Below are 24,771 nucleotides of genomic sequence, written 5' to 3'. Positions count from 1 at the left end.
TGATAAGCGGGAAGATGGAAGATGGAAGCGAGAAGTCTAAAGGCATTCTGCTGGGAGGCTATACCCAGGCTGAAGGAAGAATAGAAACCGATGATGAAACTTTCTGGATGCTGTACCTTGATCCAAACGGCAATGAACAGTGGAGAAAGCATATCACCGGAGAATCCAGAAAAAAAGAGGAAAGACTTTCAGATTTAAAGCTGAACAGAGACGGTTCTATTATTCTGGCCGGAACCAGTGCTGAAGAATTGGGGAAAGAGAACTGGAAGATTGTAAAACTGGGAGATAAGCAGGTTGATCAGTTAATTGAAAAGTACGATATCAAAATCTATCCGAATCCTGTTTCTGATTATGCGTATGTAGAAATCGGCTTTGATTTCAAGGATGCAGAGATTTTACTCTACGATATGTCAGGTAGACAATTACAGAGCCTGAAAACCAGGAACAGAGTGACTAAGATTAATACCCAAACTTTGGTGCAGGGAGCTTATCTGGTGACGATAAAAACGGATACGAATAAAACGGCGAATGCTAAACTTATAAAAAAATAAAAAACTAATTTCATGAAGAAAAATACAATTGCCGTAATTTTATTACTAGCTTCATTATACAATACGCTTCTTGCGCAATCTGGGGTAGGTGGAAATGACCCAAAAAGTTATGTTGGTGATATTAACCAAATGTTTCCTTCTGCACCTACTTCCAACAATTTAATGAAATTTGAAGAAGTTCCTGTAAGTTATTATACAGGGATTCCTGATATTAATATTCCCTTAGTCAGTATTCCGACGATCAATCCTAAAGTTGTAATGGCTTTACAGTTAAAATACCATCCCTTAAATGCCAAACCAGAAGACAGAGCTAGTGAAACAGGATTAGGTTGGAGCCTTATTGCAGGAGGAACAATTTCCAGAACAGTTAGAGGAGGAAATCCTGATGAGAAAAATAGAACTATTTTATTCTCTTCTCCTCCAAAAACAAAATATGGTATTTATAATGAAATTTATAATCCAACTTCAAAATTGATAAAAAATCAAACAATTGATCTAAATGATTATAGTTTTGAAGCTGCTATGGGAAAGTATGATACAGAATATGATCTATATCAATACAATTTTATGGGCCAATCGGGCAGATTTTATATTGTAAAAGATGATAACGGAAATTATAAACCTGAAAAATTAGATAAAAATAATTTACAAATTATCATTAATAATAATGCACCTGATATTATTACCAGTTTTACTATTGTTGATGATAAAGGGATCAGATACACTTTTGAAGGTATGGAAAGATCACAAAAATCTATTACGAGTGTAAAAATAGGTATTATAAGCGGCATAGGTAATCCTAACCCAAGTATGGACATTGCAGATTATTGGGCTGCATTTAATTTAACAAATATCAAAGATCAGAATAATACTCTTCTTGCCACTTTTAATTACAATATTAATTCTGTTGTTAAATTTGAAGAAACTCCAACTACCATTAAGCGACTTGCTAGTAATGTGGGATATTCCAATACCAGTGGGAATCCTGAAATTCCCGATGGAAGTATGCCGGGAGCTTTTGAAACGCAATATGTTTATAATACAAGTAATACAAAGCTATTAACAAGCATTGATGTGTCGGGAAAAGGAACAATTTATTTAAATTATGAAAAAGGAAGGGAGGATTCGAATTATATGGAGCCTACTGAACTTTACAAACTAAAATCTGTTCAGTCAAATTATATTGGGCAAAATGCACAACAATATACTGATAAATATGTGCTGGATTATGGTTATTCAAATACAAATTTGCAACCTGAAAATGGTACGATGAAAACGTTGCAGAAAATGATGCTGGCAAAAGTTACCAAGACAGCTCCCAATGCACAAAATCAGGAATACAACTTAGATTATTATAGTAATTCAGGAATACTTCAAAAAGATAAATGGGGATATTATAAAGGAGATAGTGATGCGTACAGAACAGACGTTTTAAAATCTTTAACATATCCTACAAAAGGAAAAGCAGTATTTGATTTTGGAGAAAATATTTATAGCTATATCAATGGAACAGAACCTGTAACAGGGGAATGGATTGATACAGATAATACTTTTGTATCTTATGATTTAAATACATTTAGTTCATCAATAAAAGAAGAGTTTTTCACCATTCAGACTCCACAAAAAGTCAAACTTCATCTTGATCTTGGAAATTTAATTTATTCCAATTGGCATTTTTATATTTATAAAAAAAATGCCAATAACACTTACTCTCCTTCCCTTGCTGACTTTGGTTTAAGCTGGCAATCGTGTATAAGCAACAGTAGTGCTCAGTGTATGAACCAGAATTTGGGACAAAACGGAGAGCCTCTTACAGAATATGAATATGAAACAGTTACTTTAGAACCTGGAACCTATTATCTATCATTAACAGGAAGTAAAGGTATTAGTCAGGTGCCTATCTCATATTATCTTACAGCTTATACGAAAGAGCACTATTTTAATAGTTTCCTGACTAAAAAAGGTGGAGGTATCAGAATCAATAATATTAAATACTTCGATACACTGACCTCTACAGAACCAGCCAAAGGACTTTTTTATGACTATAAAGACATTAATGATCCGCAAAAAAGCAGTGGTTCTCTTGTTTTTCCAGAGCCAATTACACGTTTTGATGATAGTTATTCTTATAGAAATAAGTATAATAATGCTACGATTAACTATAATGCTAATTTTAAAGTAACTACAGATTATAATATTCTTCCGGTTCAGAAAACACAGGGTTCTGATGTGGGATATAAATATGTGACTGTTGAACAAAAAGATAAGGATGGCAATGGAAAAGGTAAAACAGTTCATACATTCAGGTCTCCTATAGACTTTCCGAATGATGGAATTTTATCTACTACATTACCTGTTGTACCTATTCCTAATCTTGATTATTTAAGAGGACAGCCTATTTCAGAAAAGGTTTACAATGCAGCAGGTCAGATTATTTCAGAAATAACAACACAATATGCTACAACTGAATTTGAAAAAAATGACGGAATTAAGCTTTTTGATAATTTTGAAAAGAATATGGTTGCTGAACTTTTTAGCTTCAATAGTTATCAGGCACTTTATAATTCATTACATATGGGAATAATGCTTACTAACCCATACAAAAGTTTCGAGAAGTTCGGAATAACACTGCCTATTCAAAAAGAAGAAAAAACATATTTCTATAAAAACGGAGTTCAGAATTTTGTAGTTAAAACAACGAGCACAGCATATAATCAGGAAGATTATCCTATAAGCGTTACTCAAAATATGTTGGGAACAGATACTTATATTTCAAAATATAAATATGCTAAAGAAAAAAACAATCAATATTTGACTGGTAAAAATATAATTGGAACCCCATTAGAAACAGAAACCCAAAAGAATGGGATGATGATTTCTAAAATAGAATCTTTATATCCAATAAATCAATCTGAAGCCAACCAGAAAACGTCCGGATTGGCATTACCTTACCAGATCAATTCTACTGATTTACAAAACGTTGTTTCTACGGAATTGACTTATGATAAATATGATGAAAAAGGAAATCTACTACAGTATACTATAAAAGAAGGAATTCCTGTTTGTATTGTCTGGGGATATAACCAAACCCAGCCAATAGCTAAGATAGAAGGAATTACTTACGCACGTTTATCAGGAATGTCTCCCGGTATTTTAGAAATTGTTAATGCCTCCAATACAGATGCATCAGCAGGCCCTGGTAATGATGAAACCTCATTTTTATCTGCGTTGAATACCTTCAGAAATAATACTGCATTATCCGGTTATCAGATCACTACCTACACCTACGATCCTTTAATTGGAGTAAGAAGCATCACCCCACCTTCAGGAATCAGAGAAAGCTATGTCTATGATTCAGCTAACCGACTTGAAAAAGTGATTGATTTGAATGGCAAAGTGCTGAAAGAAATGAAATACAACTATAAAAACTAAAACCGATGAAAAAAATATTAATTCCCATAGGAATTCTCATAATAGGAACTGCCCAGGGGCAGCTTACCAATACGGAAAATTATGTCTACTCCAAGACGTATTTGTCAGACCCTTCACTTGCTAATGTTAAAACCTCTGAAACGGTTCAGTATTTTGACGGACTCGGAAGACCCAAGCAAATCGTTAATGTAAAAGCCTCACCTTTAGGCCGTGATGTTGTCACCCATATCGAATATGATCCGTTTGGAAGACAGGTGAAAGATTATCTTCCTGTTCCCCAGCTTTCTACAGCTAACGGAAGTTACTATTCAGGTCCTTTGGGGGTCTATCCAACAACCTATGGCAATGAAAAGATCTACTCAGAGAAGATTCTGGAAAACTCGCCATTAGACCGTATTTTAGCGCAAAAACAGGTCGGAACTGCCTGGGACAACAAGCCTGTACAGTTTGGATATGATACCAATGCAGATGGCGAGGTTAAAAAATACACCGCCACTTTTAACTATGCCAATTTTACTTCCCAACTCACCTTATCCGGAACCTACGGAACAGGGCAGCTCTATAAAAATACTATTACCGATGAAGACGGAAACCCAACCATTGAATTTAAAAACGGACAGGGACAGGTGGTATTGGTCAGAAAAGTAATCAGTGCCACAGAAAGTGCCAATACCTATTATGTTTATAATGATTATAACCAGCTGGCATATGTAATTCCTCCCAAAGCCTCTGTAGAAGCAGATCCCAATACCGTACTGAATGATTTATGCTACCAGTATAAATATGACGGGAGAAATCGTCTGGTAGAAAAGAAACTGCCTGGTAAAGGCTGGGAATATATGGTGTATAACAAAGCTGATCAGCTTATACTGACTCAGGATACCGAGCTTAAAGGAAAAGGACAATGGCTCTTTACCAAGTATGACCAGTTTGGAAGAACCATTTACACCGGAATTACCAATAATACTGCCAGCAGGGTATCAATGCAAAACAGTGTCAACGTCAATACCGTTTTATATGAAACCAGAACTGCTGCGGCGGGATTTACCTTAAACGGTATGGCGGTATACTATACGAAGCTTTCCACTCCTTCTAATGTTAGCCAGGTGTTAAGTGTTAATTATTATGATACCTATCCTCCTGGTTCTTCTGCAGTTACCAATGTATTTGCCCAGCCTCTCCTTACGGACAATCCGGCTAATGCACAAACGACTAAAGGACTCCTTACCGCTTCCTATATCAAAAATATAGAAGATGATAAATGGACCAGGAATTTTATCTGGTACGATACGAAGGGAAGAAACATTGGTTCAAGAAGCAACAATCATTTAGGAGGTTATACTGTGGTCAACAATAAACTTGATTTTTCGGGAGTAATCCTTCAGACTAATACCTACCATAGAAGACTGGGTTCAGATCCTGAAAAAGTCATCGTGGAAAAATTCACCTACGATTCCCAGAACAGGCTTCTGACCCATACCCATCAGGTAGGCAGCAATCCTGTTGAATACCTTGCCCAGAATAAGTATAATGAAATTTCCCAGCTGGAATCCAAGAAAGTAGGAGGAACAGTTGCAATATCTCCATTACAGACCATTGCTTATCAATACAATATCCGGGGCTGGATGACTAAGGTTAATGATCCGGCAAACCTCAATGGAAAATTATTTGGATATGAAATGAAGTATAACAATCCTGTGTATACCAATACGTCAACAGGAAGGTTTAATGGAAATATTGCTGAGATCGATTGGAATATTTCCAGTGCAGAAGGATTGAAAAGATACAATTATCAGTATGATGCTTTAAACAGGATGTTGAAAGGAGAGTATTCCGAGCCCAATTCTTCTGTAGCCCAGAATAATTATTTTAATGAAGAGCTGAGTTATGATCTCAACGGAAATATTAAAACCTTAAAAAGATTTTCATGGCCCGTTTCCGGGGGAACTACCGCAGAGAAGATTGATGATCTGATCTATAATTATCAGAATGGGGACAAAAGTAATACCCTGGATAAAATTACTCTTCCTTCAGGGGTTATTAACAACCGTTCAGGATACAATGCTTTGCAGGGAACGATGGCTTATAATCTTAATGGGAATATGACGGATCATCCTGATAAAAAAATGAAGATCATTTACAATTACCTGAATTTGCCTAGTTATATTTCAGTTAACGAAGGGTTGATAGGTATTTCCAACACCAGCTACACCTACAGGGCAGATGGCACGAAAGTAGCTAAAACATATAGTATGAACGGGTCCATAGAAACCAATTATCTAGACGGTTTCCAGTATGATAACAGGCATGCATATGATACCTCAGCATCCCTTTATACCGTTCCGGTATTGAAATTTGTACCTACCTCAGAAGGGTATTATGATTTTACTGAAAATAAGTATATTTACAATTACACGGATCATTTAGGAAATATAAGGGTGAGCTATAAGAATAATGGTACTGCACTTGAGGTTATTGATGTCAACAACTATTATCCTTTTGGGTTAAAACACCAGAACGGACCTATTGTACCGGTTCCTTTTGGAGGAGTGCCTTATAATTATAAGTACAACGGCAAGGAGCTTCAAGAGACTGGCGCATACGACTTTGGAGCCCGCCAATATATGCCAGATATTGGAAGATGGAGCGTAATTGATCCGATGGCAGAAAAAATGCGTCGTCATAGTCCTTATAATTACGCTTTTAATAATCCTATTAGATTTATTGATCCTGATGGAATGCAAAATGAAGATTGGAGAGATAAAAATGGGAAAGAATTAAATAATAAACAATTACAAAATGTAAAAGCCTATATCTTCTACGATGATGATTTTTCAGATCAAGCAATGGTTCAATATAATGAAGCAGTTGAAAAGTATGGAGAAGGGAGTGTAGCTCTAAGTAATACAGGAACTACGGAAGGTTTTGCTGAAGATTGGGGAAATATGCAAGGAAGTCCAGAACAAGTTATGATAATGACTCACGGTAAGAATCAATCTATAAATGTAGATACTGATACCAATGCGCAATTTACTTCTACTGGAGATGGTAAAACTAATATAAGTGGAAAAGCAGCTCCAAATATTCAAGACTTGCCAACTCCCAAAGCCGATTTGAGAGGGGCGGATTTATTATTATATTCATGTCATTCTGCTGATACAGCTCCGAAGGCTCATGGAGAAGGAGATCATAAACAAGGTGATTTAAAAGGAACTAAAGATACAGTTTCTTCGGCGTTCGCTAAGACATTTAATTTTAACTCTGTAACGGGAACAGCTGGTTCTGTTAACTATAACTCTTTTATGACGAATGGAACTCCTGCATGGAGTGGCAGTTATTTAAAACCGTATCCTGAAAATGGAACTTGGGTTAAAACTAGTACACAAAGAAGTTTACAATCTCCTAAAAACAGCGTAAAAAGATAATTATGAATAAAATAAAAATCGCATTATTATTTATTATTCTATTAAGCATTATAGGATATGTCTTTTTTAAAGAACATGAGGTTAAGTTCATAAAAATAGAAACAATTAAAACTAATGAAAATCAGAATTATCCTAACGCATACGAATTTATACACTCAAATGAAGAATTGATAAGTTACATAAATAGAAATGCAAAGACTAAATATTTTTTTGATAAATTAAAAAAAGAAAAATTTGATTTTGAAAATTTCAGCTATGCTATAGTGTATGGAAATGAATTGAAAAGTATGAGACATAGTTATTATATTTCTCTCTTTAAAGATCCTACACCTAAACAATATAAGCCTAAAAATAAGCTATTTGTAGGCGTAGAATATTCTCTAGGTACTAATCAGAGCAACAAGAATATTTACATTTATAGAATTAATAGTAATAATAAAATTCGTGGTATTTATGGACCTTGATTTTGAATTTGAAGGCAAAAGAAAAACTAATGAAAAAGAAGATATTTAAAATCATAGGAGTTGTTTTACTCATTGTATTTATTGTATTTGCTTATAAGGCAGTAAGTATTATGATGAGGGCTCATAATGGCAATAAAAATTTTTATAATCTTACTTTAAAAGCTCAATTAGTAGATGAAAATGGTAAAGAAATAAAAAAGCAAGGAAAAGTTTTTTTGACTAAATACGTAGGATCTGATGATTATGATTTAGATCCGATAGCCGATCAACAAATAGATATTATTTCTATTGATAATGAAGGAAAAGTGAATAAAACCTTTTTGCCATTGCAAGGTATAGTTATAGATAGTGTGAATGTATCAGGTTATAAATTAATCAAAATAAAAGAAAAAGATTATTATGATGCAACTAAAGACTATGATACTATCCAAATGAAATTTGTTTTAACAAAACAATAAAATTATTTATTAAAAAGCCACTGCAATCCGCAGTGGCTTTTAGTACGATCGAAATACAAATTTCTGTAGTAACTGATCATTTAATGAAATAAAAAGAGTTGATTTTGCCTGTCGTTATGCTAAAAATACTCTGTAATATATTAGCACTGGTTATTGCTACGATAGAATCTCATTTTTTATTAACTTTGTGTAAATCAATCGCATCATGGATAAACAAACAGCAATTGAAAAATTAAAGGCTATGGCAAATGAGCAAAAAGACAGCCTTAAAAAATTCTTGGCAAAAGAGATATTAACTCACGATGAACCCCTTGATTTTTTCTCTTTGGTAGAAAAATTCGGAATGGAGACCGTTTATCATTATGAAGATTATGACGAGGATGTGATGCGTGAATTTTACAATACCTACTCCGCAGAAATTATTCAGATTCAACAAGAAGACAATGTTGAGCATCAAACTGATACCGAACGTAGTTGGTATGCCTTAGAACGCACCGCTAAAAAAATCAATAAAGATTTGGATTTAGATCAGGAAAGATAAATGATTTTTATTGGGCTTTTGGCTTTTGGGTTATGGGCTATTTGTTAAAAATAAGTTGTTTCTTAGTAATGTCTTACATTTCATTTTCGTAAAATATTTTGTAAAATTTTCTACCGTTTTCATCAACTCCTTGCTCAATCAAATCTCTATTACCATGTATGTAAATGTGAAAATTTTTATCAAGTTTGACAATATTTTTAAAACTTCTAGCTTGTTTTTTTACAGCCTTTTCTGAAATTTCAAAACTATCAGGCAAGTCAATTTCATTTTCACTACTATAAGTATGATTAAAACTACGAAACGCATCAATTACATTTTCATCAGCAAATACAGCCTTTTCAAAATCATTTCTATCAAATACCTCATGATTTTTAAAATAGTCTACAGATTTATTTAAAAAATCAACTTGATCTGGTTTTGTCACTTTAAATTCATTAGACAGCTGATTTGTAACAAACTGTTTAGCAATTCCTAAAAACTGATTTGTTTGATGATATTCATTTTTTATGATTTCAATATTTAAAAAATCATCTTTCCAATATTGTGCTTCAGCAGATTTGGAACGGTCAACTACTGCAACTTTATAACCCTCATCATCAGTATTAAAGATAATACAACCTTTATCTAATTCTTTCAAATCAAATCCAAATTGATGACTTATATTAAATTTTGAATTATTTTTCTCAATCTGAAGGAACGGAGCATTGCTTTCTGATTTGAAAATTCCAATTGCATCAGTTTTATTTTTATCAATTATTGCATTGGCAAATAGAACAATGTTTAATTGTCCATCTTTTATTTTAGGATGCATCGAACTTTCATAAAGTAATTTTGCAATATTCTGTGAATTCAGAATAAATGATGCTGAATCATTGAATATATCTTGTACAACTGAGTAAATGTTATTTAGTTCAATGTCAACAGTATGAGAAAACCTATACAATTCTTCATTACGTACCGAGGAAAGAAAATATTTTAATAAATAATTTTTTGTTTCTTTTTCAATTACTGTTTCTTCTTGAGATAAAAAATATTTTTCATCTCTTAATTTATTTCCCACATGATGGGTAACAATTTTAAATAATTCTACTTCTGTAAAATCCATGTAATTCTCCATTTCTTAAACGAGATTATTGTTTTATCAAGTTATATTTCTCCGTTTTAAATTTCTCAAATTCCTGCAAAAGAAATATTCTGACTTTATCCTTACTTACAGACCTATATTCATCTTTTAAATGTATCGTTGAAATATCAAGCGAAAATTCTATATTACTCAGCCTTTTCTTAAAGTACCCATTAAATCCAAATTGAATTAAGCAACTGCCTTCGGCAGCATGATATGAAAAATTATACAATGCTTCTACTGATGCTAGCTCAATATAAGGATGGTTCTCATTTTCTTTAATTAAATAATGCTCATGTAAAGTTTCTCCATTTATTTTTAATGTATTTACCTTACCAGTCATTAGCTTACTAATTTCAGCAGGCATATCTTTAGTTCTATCAGGAGCAATATCTAAATCTGTTGCTCGTTGAAAAGTAAATGTTTCGGAACTGTCTGTTAAACTCAAAAAGAATTTAATTCTTTCCTCATTATTAAAATTATTATATAATATTCTTTCAACATCTGCATTGGGTTTAGTATAATTTTTAGTTTTAAATTCATTAACCAAATGTTTTACTCCTAAATCTCCCACAGATAAAGTCTCAGGAGATGTGTGAATTATCCTCAAATAAACTTTATCGTTTTCTTTTATTTTCTCAATAATAATTTCGCCATCATATTCATTTTTAGTTCTGTACCAGCCTGAATTATAATTGTTTGTTAAACATTTAAACTGCATTCTAACTTTGTTTGGGTTACCATCAACCATGGCAAAATTAGATTGAGAAAGAATATTTTGTCTTGAATCTGCTGTCTTTAGTATTTCTTTAAGATTAATCGTATCAGGGACAATTGTAATCAAATCCTCTGTATTGTTCCAAGGCAAAGGTCTGGAAACAATCTTTTTATTAAGTTCTTTACCTCTAATATTCTCCTTTATATATTCAAATTCAATAGGAGAAAGAATTGTTGATAATAGAATTGGATATGTATCATTGTTTTTTGAATCTTCTACAAATATTCCTCTTGATCGTAGTAAATATTTAAGTTTACTATCTGATAATGAAGGATGATTTAAAATATCTTGTAATGTTGCTCCAAAAGGTATGTGTCTATTAACTTCTAACTTTTCCATACTATTATCTTAAAAATGAATTATAATTAGCGACTTCCAATTGTGACGTGAATGATGAATCATTAAAAATCTGTTTTACATTATTAACCATTGGCAAATGTTCTGTTTCAAGATAATCAGGAAAACATATAACTGTTTTCCCTTGAGCATTACAACCAATATTTTTTGCTATACCCATATATTTCATTAAATCATCACGGTTGAAATTTTCTATTGTAGAAATGACAATGGTGGTTTCGCTATCTTTACATAATCTCATGGGTAAAATACTTGAATTGATGTATTCAACAGGCATAATTTTACCGTTTCTTGGATTACGATCATCATTATTTAAACCGTTATTAAAATAGACAAAATCTAAATCGTGCTTTTCAAAATTCATTCTTACAAATGAGATCGAATCATAAATAAATTCAATCCTTTTATTATCGACTAAAAAAATACCATCATGATTGACTCCTGTATTCAATTCAATTCTTGCCAATCTGCTAATTAGATCCTTTTCTCCTGTACCTGAATTATTCAACCAAAATAGTACACCTCGGTCAAAATGAGTATCAATATTTTCATGTTGGCTAACCGTAAATTGTTTTAGTTCCGACTTCTTAAAAGATTCAATTGCTTTAGCTAATTCTAAATAACGCTCTTTAAATTGTTCTACAACTTTTGAAGCAGGATACGGGTCAGTGGAATATTTAGAAGAATACAAAATATTCTCAACAGTTCCGCTAACCATAGGATTTAGATAATGATAATAACCGTCAATTCCATTTGTTCTTTTACGAAAATCTTTATCAACGCTGTCAATATCGTCATTTCTTAAAGGATTCTCCCAGCCAATAAGTTTAAGAAAATCAACAACAACATTTTCTCCAACTTCTCCAATACGTTTTGAATATTCTCCCATCTTTTGCAATAATATGTTTTTATTAGAAGTATTTGAAAAACCAAGTCTGTAATCAATGAAAACAAATGAGAAGACCTTGCAATTTTAATATTGCATAAAGAATTAAGGAATAATCCCTTTTATGTTTAAATTGTTTAAGAGTTTAGTTATTAGATTATAAATATATAAAAAATTTCCAAGATATTATTAATAGCCGACAATTTTGGTTAGGGGTTCAAAGGGGTTTCCCCTTGCAAGTAGCAAACTACAACGGTTACGGGGTAGTTTGCTAACTTGCAATACCCCTACTGCACCATTTTGAGTTCCCCTATTTAGTCCCAATTTCCATTAATTATCTACAAATTTTTAGAAGATTTTCTGTTTAATTTTTTCCTACCTCCAACTGTTTTTTGATAGAATTATCAAGGTATTTATTTTGGCTTATTTTCCTTTTTTAGACTTGTCCCCATTTTGAAAATAATGAAAAATAATCCTTATGATTTTCAAAAAATACAGTTTTCAGTTACAGGATTAAACATTTCCCTTTTCAAGTTTTGTTAGATTTTAGTTTCAAAAAAATTGTGGATTTACTTTCGTATTAGAACTTTGAGATAGTTGCAGTTTGTTATTTTATATCTCCCATTTTAACCCATATATTTTACTCATTCTGTGTATCGCATTGATGTGATTGCTTTGCGTAATGAGTATATTAACAAAGATTTCAATTTCTTCTTCTGAGAAAAATTGGTTTGAGAGTGTACCCCCTTGTGCCATAAATAGGAACTTACTCCCTCACTTCTGTGAGAAAATATAATGCAGACCTGTGGTTTCGTTGGTTCGAAGTCATTGTTTTTTTTTATAATACAAAATCCCACCAAACCGAACCATAAACAGTGACTGCCTTATCTCGTAATTGCTTTTTTTCCGCATTCCCACAGGATCAGTAAATAAGTATTCCGTTTGCGACAAGATGGACTCCAGATTTTCCTTGTCATTTCTTTTATGGTTCATCTTTTCCTCCAAATCCCCTTTTAGGGTTTCAAGAGTTGCTCGTTCCATTTCGAGTTTCTTAATGAGGCTTTCGTTGGATATGGATAGAATTTTATGTTCAATTTTATCCATTTTGTTTTGTATGGATAAGAGCTGTCCCTGCATCTGCGGAATGTTGTTAGTGTTCCTTTCTTCCTTTTCAGCCCGTTCTTTTAGGATATACGATTTGAATGTATCAAATACTTCCTTGGGCAGTTTCATTTTATCAATAAACTGTTCAAACTCACTTTCCATCACTTCTTTACGGATATTGATCCTGCCTTCGCAATATCCGTTTCCACAGGTATAGTAATAATAGACTCCACCGTTCCCCCTGCTCGCATAACAGCCTACTTTCCTTCTGCAACCTTCACAGGTAATCATCCCTTTGAGCGGATGAAGTTCTAAATTCTTATCTAAATTAGGAGAACCCACTCTTGTTTTTTTACGGGTTTCTTTTTCCATAATCTTTTCAACAGTTTCCAACGAGATCAACGCCTGCTGATTTCATAAAACAGGTGTATCAATGCCCCGTTCAGGATAATAAATATATCAGGCGTAGAAATATAATTTGTAGTCTTGGAATATCTTTTCTATATAAGATATGTAGAAATTACCTTTGCTGTGATTGGTCTGAAGTCACTTTTCCACCCGAAATTTATGCAGTTGCGATTTACTGAATAACGGACTATGGGCATAGAGTTCCAATCCTTCTTTTATGATGAGTCACTTGATTTCGTCTATATCGTCCGTATAGTTTCCATCTCCCGACCTTTTTCTGATATATCCTAATGGCGGATAGGTAAAAGGTCGCCTTCCTTTTTTTAAGCTGTTGAGTCTGCCGTTCATGGTTCTTCTTAATATTTTTCTGCGTTCCAATCAGGCAATAGCATACTGAATCGTCTGAAGGAATTTTCCTTCATCGGTCTCGGTGTCTCTTTTGTTGTTTACAGTGATGATTTTTACTCAAAGACTTTCAATGCTCTGTTCCAACGTAAATGCTTCGGCAATATCATCTGGTCTTGCAATACGGTCGGCATCAGTCACTACAAAATAGTGGATTTTGGTAAACTTCTTATTTTCCTTTTCCAGAAACCTGATGGCTTCATTCATTGCTTTACGATCCATGAGTTTACCACTCACACCTTCTTCTCTGAAAACCTTTACTACATCAATTTCAAGTCAGGGCTGTTTTTCGCATCGTTCCCTGCAAGCTGTCTCCTGCGATTCTAATCCGTTTCAGTGGGTAACCTGTCCTTCACTGGAGACTCTTACATAAATAACCGCATTGAGCCTGTTGGTTCAAAATCTTTCCTCATCAGTCTTTGGCGTTACAAAATAGCCTGATTGGGTGGTTCTTTTTAGTTTTTTTGTTTTGGTCATGTGCAGAAAGTCTAGTAAAATAAAGTGGTTCGGAAGAATTATACTGATTTTTATTAGAGAATCAATACGAAAAAAGAGAGGAATTTATTCGCTCTCTTTCTCAAAATCTCTGATGATGAGTTTAGCCATAATTTTAAACGAGTAAATCATCAGTTTCACTGTTTCATCAGGAATAATGGTGTCATACTTTTCTCATAGGATTTGTCTCACTTCCTTAATTTCTTCTTCCATATTCATTTGATTTTTGTTTTAAAGGATAAATGTCTTTCAGATTAAGATATAAAGCTAAATCGGATAATTCGCCACCAAGACTTCTGTTTTCCTTCTTACTCTTCAGGTTTTATTGTTGTGGCTTGCCGAGAGTGGTTTGTCAAATGTTTTGACATATCGGTCGTGTTTTTTAGTGTAGCTGTCGAGAACTTCAGATGGAAAATTGGAGAGTAGAAATTTTCCTTTTACTTGGGCTAATGTTTCTAAAAGAATAATAAAATCTTTTTCAGAATAGCTTCAGGAATAGTGTCCCATATTCGTGTTGATATAAGGAGGGTCGCAATAGATAAAAGCATTTTCTGTATCTCTGCTTTTGATTACTTTACAGGCATCATTCTGTTCTATCTGTGTATAACGTATTCTTTTTATCAAATCCTCTCCAAATAAATCTATTTTATTCTGAACATTTAAAGCCGACCTCTTTTCTTTGTCATATCATCGGCTTCATACTTTGTTTAGGAATCATTGATTGGTACACACGTAGAATGCCCAAGCTCTTATAACAGGATCATCTGCAAACAATCGTGGGCAGTCGTAAATAAAATGTGCTTTTCTGTAAAGCTCTCTGCTGTGGAGTGTGGCTTTAATTTTCTTTTCGAGTTCAGGTCATTTGTTTTTCAGAACCTGATAAAAATTGACTACGTTGGAATTGACATCGTTTATAACTTCGCAGGGAGCGGGTTCTTTCGCCCGATAGAGTGAACCACCTCAGAAGAAGGGTTCGATGTATATAGTATGAGAAGGCACTAATCTAAGTAAATCACTGAGCATCATCTGCTTTCCTCAATAGTAACTGATCGGAGTTTTTATGAGTACTTTAGGTTTGCTTTTGCTAGCTTCGTTCGATTTTGTCATTTTGTTTTTGATAATCAGATAAAATATTTTTGAATGCTTACTTGCCAAAGGAAAATGGCTCGTAAATGACAAGCCATTATTTAATATTTGAAACGGCTTAAGTATTCTTCGCCTTTTCGGTTTTTTTGGAAGATGGTTTTTCTTCCGTTTTCTTTTCAGGTAATTGCTTATCCGAAGATTTCGGAGATTCCGAACCTTCAGAATTGGGATTACCTTCGGTTTCCACAGATGGCTGTGTTGCCTTTGTATCCGTTATTGGTTTTTCGGATACTGATCCTTTCACATCCTCATTTTCCACAGTATCTGATTCCATAGAAGTATTCAGGTTTTCCTGAGCAGTTCTTTCAGCAGACACTTTTGAATCAGAAGCAGGTTCACGGATTGAATTGATTTTGGCATCCAGCCATTCCTGTTTCGTAGGAAGCTGTGAAACTTCTTTGCTCCATCGGCTCATGACATAGGAAATAATCCTGTAATCATCGCCTATAAGAAGCAAAATTTCCTCGTTTTCCATTTCCACAAGATTGTACTGCGATACATTTCCATTAAAATTGTGGGTAACAATTTCAATGAGTTCCTTACGGGTAAAGAACTTTACCATTTCGGGAGTAATGGTCTGGAACTGCTGTTCCGACTTACTGCGGTCTTTCAGCACTGTTGAGAATATTTTCAACAGGGAGGTTTGTGCCGTTGCTTCGGCTTTGTTTTCTTTCATACGGGTAGAATTTTAATTGTTAGACATTCGATTTTTTGTTTTCTTTTTTTGTTTTTGAGTTTTGTTGCGAATCTATTTCTCCTGTTCATAAGAGAATATAAACTTCGGATTTTCTACTTCGTAGATTTCCGTGGCATTCTTCTCACTCACCCATAAGTCATACGCTTTGTAAGGCTTTAGCAACAAATGGGTGACGATGCGTCCTTCCGTCTCTACGAGATGACATTGGGGTAATTGTTTTTCTTTCTCATAGCCTTCAGGATCGGTTCTTGAATAATTGATAATTTTCACTTTCTTTTCAGATATTTTCTCATATTCAACCGTCCATACAGCGTCAATCAGTCTTTTGGTGGCTTTCATACTTTTCATTGATAAAGTTGATTCAGGTAAGTTTTCCCATGAAACGACCTCCAATGTAAAGCAAGTATGAATGGTCGCATGAGACCAGTGCCATCCTAGCACAGTGTCTTGGGATGCAATTCTTCTGATCTTATGCTCTTCGATACTGCCATCACCTCTTTTGCATTTTGCAATAACAACTGTTTCCAGTTCGGGTAGTTTTTCTGTTTCCATTGATTTCCTGTTTTGCTTTTTTTTCTACTTATTTTAATTCACGCAAACCACCATAAAGCGTTCTCCTTCAACAAAGGAATTGTTTTCAGACAGTTTTCCGCTTCGGATAAGAGATCGTCTCACCTGATCAGCCTTTGTATAACTTTGATAAAAGGATTTCGGCTGAAAATAAACGATATCCATACCGCAGGTTTTGTGTACGATGATAAACACGGTAAGAATAAATACACAATGATCCTGCCTGTTCATATCATGATCGTATAAACGATGACAAACTCAGTGGCATTTTCATTGGGAATAATCTGTAGGATTTCCCTTTCCTGATCGAAAAGACTTCCCAATTCCATATTCACAAACTCTTCAAAGCTTGGAAGAGCTTCTTGATCTTTATAGCTATCATAATGCTTTCTCCTGTTAAGGATCATTACCTGTGGCAGTGATTTTTTTTTTTCCATTTTGTTTTTGATTTTTTTACTGTTGTTTTTCGGGTTTCACTCTGTACGTTTTTTTAACGATACAGTTGTTTTCAGTAATAGATTCTTCATTTTCTATTAATGAATTCCTGATTTCCACGGCTTCTGCTTCGGTAAGATAATAGGGTTTGGGATGAATGTAGATCCAGTCAAATTCCCCATCACTTTCTGCAAGAGCAATCACATAGACTTCCTCAAGTGTTGCTTGGTTGCTTTCTGTGTCCATACCGTTTATTTCTGCCATAGCTTTTCTGATTCAGTAAAACCTATCCATCCGTTGTCTGCATCAAAGCCTCTGCAACCGAGTTCATGACGGATAATTTTATCCAAAGGAACTTGATACTTCAAAATAAATTTGAGCAGCTCGCCTTCCATTACCGAGAACTTTCCAAGGATATTTTCCCAATGCTCTAACATTTCGGGATCGCCTGCAATTCCTTTCAGATCGCCAAACGTCCAATGCTGGTAATTTTCGGGAAGCGAGTAATACTGATGCGTAATTTCCATTTCTTCGGCAGTTTGCAGATCGGCAACGGCATAATTATCCTCCGGTCCGTCAAACACCACAAAGTGTTTTGGGATATTTCTGTGTTCAAACTCAAGCCATAACGCCCTATCTCTGGCTTTATCCAGATTGCTGTAAAATTCTAATACGGATTGTTTCATTTTGATTTTTGTTTTGAAATAAAATAAAAGTTACAGGGTCATGATTTTGAGTTCGTTCTCAGCGATTCCACCCTCAGAAAAGAATTCTGCCAGTTCTTCCTGTGCTTCCCATTCAGTTTTGTGATACTTGGAGAAAGGAGGCGTGATATACTTGTCTTCTTCCAAAGTATCCGAAGTGAATAGGGCATACAGCGGTTTTTCCGTTCCTGCTTTTTCACTCAACGCTTTAAAATTGCTGTGGTCATACTCATCCCAATCCGCCAAAATTTTGGTCATAAGGTAGTGGGTTTCGAGTTGGAGCTGACAAAGCACATCGTAGACTTTCTGCGGAGTGATTTTCTCTTCCAGTTCTTTCTTCCATCTCTCAATGGAATACGAAAGGATATGAATATCATCTCCTATGGCTTCAAGTAAATCTTGTTTATCCATCGTTTCCAAGTCGTAGTGTTCAGGTACTTTATCCAAGTACAGCCACTTCAAAATGTTTTGAAGTTCTTCTTTGCTTAAGATACTGCCGAATACAGGACTGAGGTTTTCCACTTTGTCTCTTTCGATTCTTTGCTGGAGCATTTTCATAAAGCATTGCACCAAAAGGCGGTTTTTGTTTTTGTTCATTGTTTTTTAGATTTTAGAGGTTAGACACTAGATTGCACACATTAGAAATGAGAGCTTAAAGCATATTGCTTACTGCTTACTACATTGAGCATTGAAGTAAAAACTCGTTTTCATCGGGAAGATCATCCAAAGGAAATGATGCAATGATTTTGACAGGATAATAATCGTTTTCTCCGTCATAAAGCGGAAAGAAACGGTCTTCTTCTGAAATCCCGGCGGTATTAAAACCTTTGTAGACTTCAAACGAATTTTTATCATAATCAATCACATATGCCCATTCGCAGAACAGGCTGTCGGAAGCAAAATCGTAAGCATCGGTGGTTGTCAGTTCATCGAGATGACTAAACTCCAGCAAGACTTCTAGGATTTGTCCTTCTCTTAATCTTCCGTAGCGTTCACGGTAACGAAAGGGATACTTTTCTTTGAATTTGTCTTTCTGCCTTGAATTAAGAATCCCATTGGTACAGCCGATAGATTCCAGAAACTCGTCCTGTTGCTTTTGGTCTTGTTCATTCCAAAGGCGTACTTTCGGAAGAATTTCTTTTAATTTTTCGGTATTCTCAGGATTGCTAAAGAATTTGAGCAGTTTGAGACCGAGCGAATCAGGTTGCCCATCAAATTGTCCATAACAGGCAACTTTCACTTCTTGGTTGTGAACTACAACCGTCAAATTTCTTGTTCCCATTAGTCTTCTTCGTTTTTTGAGTTAGAATTGTCTTCAGGTAAACAATACTCTGAGATGGTTGCAATCGCATGATTGTAGTCGTGCTTTTTGGCTTCTTCGAGGACGGCATCAATGTCCTGTTGCGCCCACTTCTCACGTCTTGCCTGTCTGGAGAAAGCTCCAAAGATGGCGAAGATGTTGCTGTCAATAGTCGTCAAGTCCAGATTGACGGTTTTGTTGATTTTGTTTTCCATTTTGTTTTTGTTTTAGGGTTAATAAATAATTGATGTCGGTAAATGGACGGCAGTTGACGAGTATCAACCACTTTCCTGTGCAGCTGATTCTTGAACCATAGGTCAGGAGATTCCCTTCTCATGGTCTCGCATCTTCTGATAACAGGTGTCCATCTTCCGACTTTTGTTTTGTTTGACTTTTTTGTTTTAAGTGATTTGGTATGTTTGCCGGCGGTGGTGCTTGTATGGATTTTTGTTTCAGAAGCAAGCAAAAGTGACGAAGTTTGACTTTACTTCTTTTTATTTTAGAGATGAGAAAAAATAATGACGGAAAAGGGATAAATGATGATATTGTTGCATCCGAAATAAGAGCAGTTCCCTTGCAGGATTGCGCATTATCGCATTCGCTTTAGAGGTTCCGATAACAGGTTTCAAAAAGGTATCCATAACGGTACGGGTCATCCTATTGACATTTTGGACACGCAGACAAGCGAAAGGACTTGCAATTCGGAACTAAAAAGATATGTACCCCATCCGCTTTATTTCTTTCTTACCTTCCAATAATGAACTTCTTCAACCGTTTGATGGACTTTATCGACAACCGTGTCAGACTCTATTTTTTAGACCCAAGCCCGTTCCTGTTCCTTATCTCATCCAATCGCTAAAGAAAAATGCTTTTGTGACGTGAAAAACAGGATCGGGCAAGAGTGAACTTATGAAGGTTTTGCGGTATTCTCTCCAATACCAATCACACCGTAAGGAGCAGTATACCATGATTTTGCTAGATCCTCATGGAGACGTTTCCTTACAAATCCTCGCATTTAGGCTTAACCTGATGAAGCCAAAACGTGTGTTGTACATCGATCCGCATTGGGAAGAATGAAAAATTCCGTGCATCAATCCGTTCCGACAAAAGGTCACCGATACGAATATGATTGATTTGATGTCGCAACAATTTGCCAAAGCACTTTCCGAAATGATCTCCGAAGCAGGACTTTCAATGCAAATGGAAACTCTGCTCAAACCATGTCTTGCCATAATGTTTAAAAAATGAGAATGCGGATTAGCAGATTTGCAGGTGTTTATGGACGATACTCAAAATGAGAAACGGGTTGAACTCGGAAGACAATCCGATAATCCTGTGTACAGACAATTCTTCCAAACGGCTTTTCTCAACGGAAAATATCACGCCACCAAACTGGCAATCTATACAAGAATTCAGAACCTGCAAAATAATTACAGCTTTTATTTGATGATGAACTGACCTGCTACTGTTGACATCAGAAAAATCATGAACGGCTGAAAAGACGATGGAAAAATTGTGCTTTTCAATCTTTGAAAAGGAAAACTCTGAACCGATGCCAGTAAGGCACTCGGAATATTTATTTCTGCAAGCATTATCAGTATTGCCCTGCAAAGAGCTTTTCAGAAAGAGCAGTATCGTAAACCTTGTTATCTCTTTGTGGATGAGTTTGCTTCTTTTGCCTCTGCGGATTCGTATACGATTATTCTGTCTGAAACGAGAAAATACAAACTCTATCTTATTGCCTTAACCCAAAGTGTTACGCAATTACCATCGGAACTTCAAAACACCATCCTCAATAATGTAAGCGTGAAAATCGTTTGAGCCAACGGTTTTCCTGCCCTGAAAGCACAGGCAAATGATTTGGGAATATCTTCTACAAAACTCCAGTTTCTTGCTCCATTTCACTTCTTCGTAAAAAACAGCCATTACCCCTGAAAGCAGATAAAAAGTCCCGATTATCTTTTGAAACATCCCAAGAGATATTTTATGAATGCCAAACAAATGCAGGAGCTGAAAAAGAAAATGATTGCTGAAAGCGGTTTATATAGGAAGATTGAAAAGATTACACATCAAGATAAATCAGAAAAAGAAATGTCAGAGGCACAGCCTCTAACTAAGGATTTAGTTTTTAATGATTCACAAGGCTATAACAACACAGCTAAACAGCAAAACACAAGAGAGTCCATCGAAAAATTAAAACCTCATTTTCATCTCTAATCGGTCTTGTTATAAGAATACAAGGCGTTTTTTACCGCCTTTTTATTTTTTTATGCCGATTTTTATGAAAACAAGAAGATTGTTTTTCCAAACCCTCTCGCCATCGCAGGAGAAAGTGCTTATTGCTCTGGCGAAATTTAAGTTCCTTACTACGCCTCAACTTCTGAACTTAGGAGTAATGGCGAATTCGGATAATTTGAACAAACAAATTTCAGAACTCAGGTTTTGGAGAAATCCTTCGGTTGCTTCTGTGAAATTCTGAATCCATCCCCAATTTTGAAGGCTTCCGAGTATCCATTCGCTTACCATTCACGGAGCAAAACTATTGAAAGAGCGTTTCTGAACGGAACTATCAGTAAGGTTTCCTCAAAAAAATGCCACCTCATTCTCGGATTATTTTCACAGACTTTCGCTGATTGATATCCATATTTTTTTAGACAGACGAGCAAACCAACAAAATATGGAAATTCTATTTTTTAAAACCTATTTCGATAAAGTATCTACCGGAAGGAAAAAAGGCTTCAGAGCCGAATCTGCTATTCCGGTCTATGGCAATGAATACCTGATTGCCGATGCTGTCTGTATGCTCCAGACTCCCAATAGAAAAGAGCTTTTTGCCATCGAAATGTACAGGTGAGATGATACTCAAAGAGTCCATAAGTCTCTTTTCCACCATTTACAGGCATTGGCAGAGGGACAGCCGAGTAAATTATATGGATTGGGACATGGTTCTCGTGTGTTGTGTATTTTTCAGCATGAAAGCTATAAGAAGATGACAATGAAGAGGTTGCTGGAGGATGAACGTTTTGCCAACGCTCACAAAAACTTCGTTTTTAAAACATTGGATGAATTGAAACAAGAGGTTTTTGAATGATGGGAACTATTTGATGGAGAAAAGGTAGGATTATTTTAGAAAATTTTTGATTTTTAATAAATGATATTTATAATTAGACTTCTATATATGAATTTTTACCCATCATTTTTTTATATTTGTAAATAATAGAAGTGAAATATGAATACAATTAAAACATTTAGGGCTTTAGAGTGGTATACTGAAAATTATGATAATACAAAATTTGAATTTGAAGGAGAAGAATATCATAACAATGAAGTAATAAAAGATACTTATGAATATTTTAATGATACCTCATGGGAAGAGTGGATGCAGTTTATCAACGCTCACCTTAATGAGATGGGACAGAACGGGTTTAAAATTATTAACTTTTATATCAACAAAGGTAACATTATTAAATCAGGATCATTAGGCAGGAGCAAGGAATGGATATTTCACAGAGAATATACTATCACTGTTGTATTTGAATCCAAATAAGTTAAGCATATATACTCAAGAAAAAGAGAGCTATTAAAGCTCTCCATATTTCGATTTATATTTTTCAATTTCTTTATCTTTCTGTTGCATTAACTGTTCCATCAAAGCAATTTTATCCTCATACAACTTTTTTAGCAGTTGAACTTCTTCGCTTCCCATTCCACTGACAATACTTTCAATATTGCTATCACTTACATTATTGAAACTGTTAAAATATCTCTGACCATCAAACTCCTTGATATCTTCGGGTTTCACTTCCAAAACCTCAGCAATCTGAACTAATTTTTCTTTAGAAATTTTTATCTCTCCTTTCTCTAATCTGCTGTAAGCAGATTGAGAAATATCCAATTTTTCTGCCACAAATTCTTGTGTCAGGTTCTTGAGTTCTCGGATATTCTTAATGTTGTTTCCAATCATAACGCATAAATTATGCAAGTTTACTCATATATTATAACCGTACAAAGGTAATAAAATCAACAAGATGTAGGCATATTTGTAGTCATAATTTTGTAGCGAAAATTCAAACTAACTTTAAAAACTATATATGATGTTCAAAACAAAAAATCTATCCGTTTTATTCTTATTAATCTCATTGGCATTTTATGCGCAAACCAGACTTCCCGGAGCTAGCGGAGGAAGTGGCGGTGGCGAAGGCTCTGTTGTAAATCTCAACAAAGAAGTTCAGCTTAAAAAAGATATTAATGATGTTGGACTTACTGTTGCTAACAGATTAATGAATTGTTGCTCAACTTGGGGCGGTAAAAATGTATATTCTCAAGTGGATTATTCGGATGTAAGACAGAATACCACCACAGGTGCTTTTACAGTACCTATGGTTGTTGGATGGTATGGCTCATTAACAGGAACTCATTATTGGATACAAGGTAAATTAATCATCAATTCCAATGGAAGTAAAGAATGGTTGAAAACCAATGATAGTGGAGGATTCAAATCCGGATGTTCGAGAGATTGCTCATTCTGATTTTTAAACCATAAATGAGGGTTGGACAATGTTCAATCCTTTTTTAATTATTTACTATGGAATTAATTGATACTTTGGTCGCATCGGTATTAATACTGATTATGTTTGGTATAGGTGTTTCTCTCAACTGGAAAGACACTGCAAACGTACTGTCATCACCAAAACCTTTGATTGTTGCATTGATATCACAGATGATTTTGTTGCCTGCAATAGCTTTTGCATTGTGTAGTATTATTGATGTTCCTAATTATATTAAAGTAGGAATTGTAATTTTGACAGCAAGTCCGGGAGGAACAACAGCAGGTTTTATTACTTATCTGTTCAAAGGCAATACGGCACTTTCCATCATTCTTACCACTATAAATGCCATTCTTACCATTTTTACGATTCCAATACTGGTCAATTTTGCACTGCAACTTTATTACGGAAGCACCACAGAATTTCATCTTCCTTTTAAAGATACAATGATTGAAATCTTTGTATTGACTGCTATTCCTGCTTCATTAGGAATTCTGTTAAGAACAAGAAATCAAAACTTTGCCGAAAAAATAGGAAAATATGCCAAACCTGTTCTTATTATTTTGTTGGGGTTTGTTTTTCTGCTCAAGTTTTTCGGTGGACAAGGTAAAGCAGGAATAACCAATACAGAAATCATCGAAATCCTTCCGTCCGCATTACTATTAAATATCGTTTGCTTTTCAACAGGTTTTTTAATGGCAAAATTATTCAGACTCGGAGCTAAAAATGAAATTAGTATTTCTGTTGAAAGTGCGGTTCACAATACCACTATGGCTTTTCTGATTTCGGGAACTTTACTTCACAACGAGCAGTTCGGAAAAGTGTCACTGGTTTATGCCATGTTTTCATTCTGGACAGCCTTGCTATTTTGTTTCATCATTTCAAAACTGCAACAGAATGACAATACCACACGGTCTTGAATAACATCAGCAATTCTTACAATTA

32 protein-coding genes and 1 pseudogene are annotated in these 24,771 nt (G+C 34.8%); 15 read left to right on the top strand and 18 right to left on the bottom strand.

What is annotated here, in order from left to right; all coding sequences use genetic code 11:
• The 6 genes from EK417_RS09210 to EK417_RS09185 form a co-directional block, all read left to right on the top strand.
• A partial coding sequence (locus EK417_RS09210) for a T9SS type A sorting domain-containing protein (protein ID WP_136522004.1) occupies nt 1-551 on the top strand: 551 nt, incomplete at its 5' end.
• 12 nt (nt 552-563) lie between these two features.
• Nucleotides 564-3,983, top strand: coding sequence for a hypothetical protein (locus EK417_RS09205; RefSeq protein WP_136522003.1), 3,420 nt, complete (start codon nt 564-566; stop codon nt 3,981-3,983).
• A 5-nt stretch (nt 3,984-3,988) separates the two neighbouring features.
• A complete protein-coding gene (locus tag EK417_RS09200; protein ID WP_136522002.1) occupies nt 3,989-7,408 on the top strand; it encodes a DUF6443 domain-containing protein in 3,420 nt (1,139 codons plus the stop codon).
• 2 nt (nt 7,409-7,410) lie between these two features.
• Complete coding sequence (locus EK417_RS09195; protein WP_136522001.1) at nt 7,411-7,872, top strand: hypothetical protein; 462 nt, start codon at nt 7,411-7,413, stop codon at nt 7,870-7,872.
• 29 nt (nt 7,873-7,901) lie between these two features.
• Nucleotides 7,902-8,330 carry a hypothetical protein gene (locus EK417_RS09190; RefSeq protein ID WP_136522000.1) on the top strand — a complete coding sequence of 143 codons (429 nt, stop codon included), beginning with the start codon at nt 7,902-7,904 and terminating at the stop codon, nt 8,328-8,330.
• 205 nt (nt 8,331-8,535) lie between these two features.
• Nucleotides 8,536-8,871 carry a hypothetical protein gene (locus EK417_RS09185; protein WP_136521999.1) on the top strand — a complete coding sequence of 112 codons (336 nt, stop codon included), beginning with the start codon at nt 8,536-8,538 and terminating at the stop codon, nt 8,869-8,871.
• 73 nt (nt 8,872-8,944) lie between these two features.
• On the opposite strand, the gene EK417_RS09180 is transcribed toward EK417_RS09185, so the two are convergent.
• The 16 genes from EK417_RS09180 to EK417_RS09115 form a co-directional block, all read right to left on the bottom strand.
• Nucleotides 8,945-9,976, bottom strand: coding sequence for a nucleoid-associated protein (locus EK417_RS09180; RefSeq protein WP_136521998.1), 1,032 nt, complete (start codon nt 9,974-9,976; stop codon nt 8,945-8,947).
• Between the two features lie 25 nt (nt 9,977-10,001).
• On the bottom strand, nt 10,002-11,111 hold the full coding sequence (gene gapS4b / locus EK417_RS09175; RefSeq protein WP_136521997.1) for a GapS4b family protein: 1,110 nt from the start codon (nt 11,109-11,111) through the stop codon (nt 10,002-10,004).
• A gap of 4 nt (nt 11,112-11,115) precedes the next feature.
• Entirely contained in the window at nt 11,116-12,018 is a 903-nt protein-coding gene (gene gapS4a / locus EK417_RS09170; RefSeq protein ID WP_438830160.1) for a GapS4a family protein, read from the bottom strand.
• An 822-nt stretch (nt 12,019-12,840) separates the two neighbouring features.
• Nucleotides 12,841-13,491, bottom strand: coding sequence for a recombinase zinc ribbon domain-containing protein (locus EK417_RS09165; protein ID WP_136521995.1), 651 nt, complete (start codon nt 13,489-13,491; stop codon nt 12,841-12,843).
• A 261-nt stretch (nt 13,492-13,752) separates the two neighbouring features.
• Entirely contained in the window at nt 13,753-13,875 is a 123-nt protein-coding gene (locus EK417_RS21530; RefSeq protein ID WP_262709818.1) for a hypothetical protein, read from the bottom strand.
• 117 nt (nt 13,876-13,992) lie between these two features.
• On the bottom strand, nt 13,993-14,202 hold the full coding sequence (locus EK417_RS09160; protein ID WP_228457918.1) for a recombinase family protein: 210 nt from the start codon (nt 14,200-14,202) through the stop codon (nt 13,993-13,995).
• Between the two features lie 714 nt (nt 14,203-14,916).
• Nucleotides 14,917-15,072: a DNA adenine methylase gene (locus EK417_RS21695; RefSeq protein ID WP_136522009.1), complete on the bottom strand. Its 156-nt coding sequence runs from the start codon at nt 15,070-15,072 to the stop codon at nt 14,917-14,919.
• A 559-nt stretch (nt 15,073-15,631) separates the two neighbouring features.
• Nucleotides 15,632-16,249: a hypothetical protein gene (locus tag EK417_RS09150; protein WP_136521993.1), complete on the bottom strand. Its 618-nt coding sequence runs from the start codon at nt 16,247-16,249 to the stop codon at nt 15,632-15,634.
• Nucleotides 16,250-16,321: 72 nt separating this feature from the next.
• The gene (locus EK417_RS09145) at nt 16,322-16,822 is read right to left on the bottom strand and encodes a hypothetical protein (protein ID WP_136521992.1); all 501 of its coding nucleotides are present in this window, start codon (nt 16,820-16,822) and stop codon (nt 16,322-16,324) included.
• Nucleotides 16,823-16,855: 33 nt separating this feature from the next.
• Nucleotides 16,856-17,071 (bottom strand): hypothetical protein, encoded by a 216-nt coding sequence (locus EK417_RS21070; protein WP_168801968.1) that lies wholly within the window; start codon nt 17,069-17,071, stop codon nt 16,856-16,858.
• Nucleotides 17,068-17,277 carry a hypothetical protein gene (locus EK417_RS09140; protein ID WP_136521991.1) on the bottom strand — a complete coding sequence of 70 codons (210 nt, stop codon included), beginning with the start codon at nt 17,275-17,277 and terminating at the stop codon, nt 17,068-17,070. The genes EK417_RS21070 and EK417_RS09140 overlap by 4 nt, the downstream gene beginning before the upstream one ends.
• Before the next feature lie 16 nt (nt 17,278-17,293).
• Complete coding sequence (locus tag EK417_RS09135) at nt 17,294-17,539, bottom strand: hypothetical protein (protein ID WP_136521990.1); 246 nt, start codon at nt 17,537-17,539, stop codon at nt 17,294-17,296.
• Complete coding sequence (locus EK417_RS09130; RefSeq protein ID WP_136521989.1) at nt 17,527-17,961, bottom strand: hypothetical protein; 435 nt, start codon at nt 17,959-17,961, stop codon at nt 17,527-17,529. Before EK417_RS09130 ends, EK417_RS09135 begins: the two co-directional genes overlap by 13 nt.
• Nucleotides 17,962-17,991: 30 nt before the next feature.
• Complete coding sequence (locus tag EK417_RS09125) at nt 17,992-18,576, bottom strand: hypothetical protein (RefSeq protein ID WP_136521988.1); 585 nt, start codon at nt 18,574-18,576, stop codon at nt 17,992-17,994.
• 79 nt (nt 18,577-18,655) lie between these two features.
• Complete coding sequence (locus tag EK417_RS09120) at nt 18,656-19,261, bottom strand: hypothetical protein (RefSeq protein WP_136521987.1); 606 nt, start codon at nt 19,259-19,261, stop codon at nt 18,656-18,658.
• The gene (locus EK417_RS09115) at nt 19,261-19,494 is read right to left on the bottom strand and encodes a hypothetical protein (RefSeq protein ID WP_136521986.1); all 234 of its coding nucleotides are present in this window, start codon (nt 19,492-19,494) and stop codon (nt 19,261-19,263) included. The genes EK417_RS09120 and EK417_RS09115 overlap by 1 nt, the downstream gene beginning before the upstream one ends.
• Before the next feature lie 679 nt (nt 19,495-20,173).
• Between EK417_RS09115 and EK417_RS21690 the strand changes: the two are divergent.
• The 3 genes and pseudogenes from EK417_RS21690 to EK417_RS21685 all read left to right on the top strand — a co-directional run.
• A pseudogene (locus tag EK417_RS21690) lies at nt 20,174-20,356 on the top strand (hypothetical protein); the annotation flags it as partial.
• 201 nt (nt 20,357-20,557) lie between these two features.
• Entirely contained in the window at nt 20,558-20,737 is a 180-nt protein-coding gene (locus tag EK417_RS09105; RefSeq protein WP_136521984.1) for a hypothetical protein, read from the top strand.
• Between the two features lie 114 nt (nt 20,738-20,851).
• A complete protein-coding gene (locus tag EK417_RS21685) occupies nt 20,852-21,100 on the top strand; it encodes a TraM recognition domain-containing protein (RefSeq protein WP_136522008.1) in 249 nt (82 codons plus the stop codon).
• On the opposite strand, the gene EK417_RS09095 is transcribed toward EK417_RS21685, so the two are convergent.
• Entirely contained in the window at nt 21,044-21,250 is a 207-nt protein-coding gene (locus EK417_RS09095) for a hypothetical protein (RefSeq protein WP_136521983.1), read from the bottom strand. The two genes, EK417_RS21685 and EK417_RS09095, sit on opposite strands and share 57 nt — an antisense overlap.
• 15 nt (nt 21,251-21,265) lie before the next feature.
• Between EK417_RS09095 and EK417_RS09090 the strand changes: the two genes are divergently transcribed.
• The 4 genes from EK417_RS09090 to EK417_RS09080 all read left to right on the top strand — a co-directional run bounded on the left by EK417_RS09090 (nt 21,266) and on the right by EK417_RS09080 (nt 22,826).
• The gene (locus tag EK417_RS09090; protein WP_136521982.1) at nt 21,266-21,496 is read left to right on the top strand and encodes a hypothetical protein; all 231 of its coding nucleotides are present in this window, start codon (nt 21,266-21,268) and stop codon (nt 21,494-21,496) included.
• 64 nt (nt 21,497-21,560) lie between these two features.
• Nucleotides 21,561-21,758 (top strand): hypothetical protein, encoded by a 198-nt coding sequence (locus tag EK417_RS09085; protein WP_136521981.1) that lies wholly within the window; start codon nt 21,561-21,563, stop codon nt 21,756-21,758.
• A gap of 198 nt (nt 21,759-21,956) precedes the next feature.
• Nucleotides 21,957-22,133, top strand: a complete 177-nt coding sequence (locus tag EK417_RS21065) for a hypothetical protein (protein ID WP_168801966.1) — start codon at nt 21,957-21,959, stop codon at nt 22,131-22,133.
• A 375-nt stretch (nt 22,134-22,508) separates the two neighbouring features.
• On the top strand, nt 22,509-22,826 hold the full coding sequence (locus EK417_RS09080; protein WP_136521980.1) for a hypothetical protein: 318 nt from the start codon (nt 22,509-22,511) through the stop codon (nt 22,824-22,826).
• 33 nt (nt 22,827-22,859) lie between these two features.
• On the opposite strand, the gene EK417_RS09075 is transcribed toward EK417_RS09080, so the two are convergent.
• Nucleotides 22,860-23,243 carry a helix-turn-helix domain-containing protein gene (locus tag EK417_RS09075; RefSeq protein ID WP_136521979.1) on the bottom strand — a complete coding sequence of 128 codons (384 nt, stop codon included), beginning with the start codon at nt 23,241-23,243 and terminating at the stop codon, nt 22,860-22,862.
• A 127-nt stretch (nt 23,244-23,370) separates the two neighbouring features.
• Between EK417_RS09075 and EK417_RS09070 the strand changes: the two genes are divergently transcribed.
• Together EK417_RS09070 and EK417_RS09065 are read left to right on the top strand one after the other, a co-directional pair.
• The gene (locus EK417_RS09070; protein ID WP_136521978.1) at nt 23,371-23,808 is read left to right on the top strand and encodes a hypothetical protein; all 438 of its coding nucleotides are present in this window, start codon (nt 23,371-23,373) and stop codon (nt 23,806-23,808) included.
• Nucleotides 23,809-23,864: 56 nt separating this feature from the next.
• Nucleotides 23,865-24,746, top strand: a complete 882-nt coding sequence (locus tag EK417_RS09065) for a bile acid:sodium symporter family protein (protein WP_136521977.1) — start codon at nt 23,865-23,867, stop codon at nt 24,744-24,746.
• Nucleotides 24,747-24,771 lie beyond the last annotated feature (25 nt).

This window comes from Chryseobacterium candidae (assembly GCF_004916905.1).
GTDB classification, from domain to species: Bacteria; Bacteroidota; Bacteroidia; order Flavobacteriales; family Weeksellaceae; genus Chryseobacterium; species Chryseobacterium candidae.
This window is presented reverse-complemented; position numbering and strand designations above follow the sequence as displayed.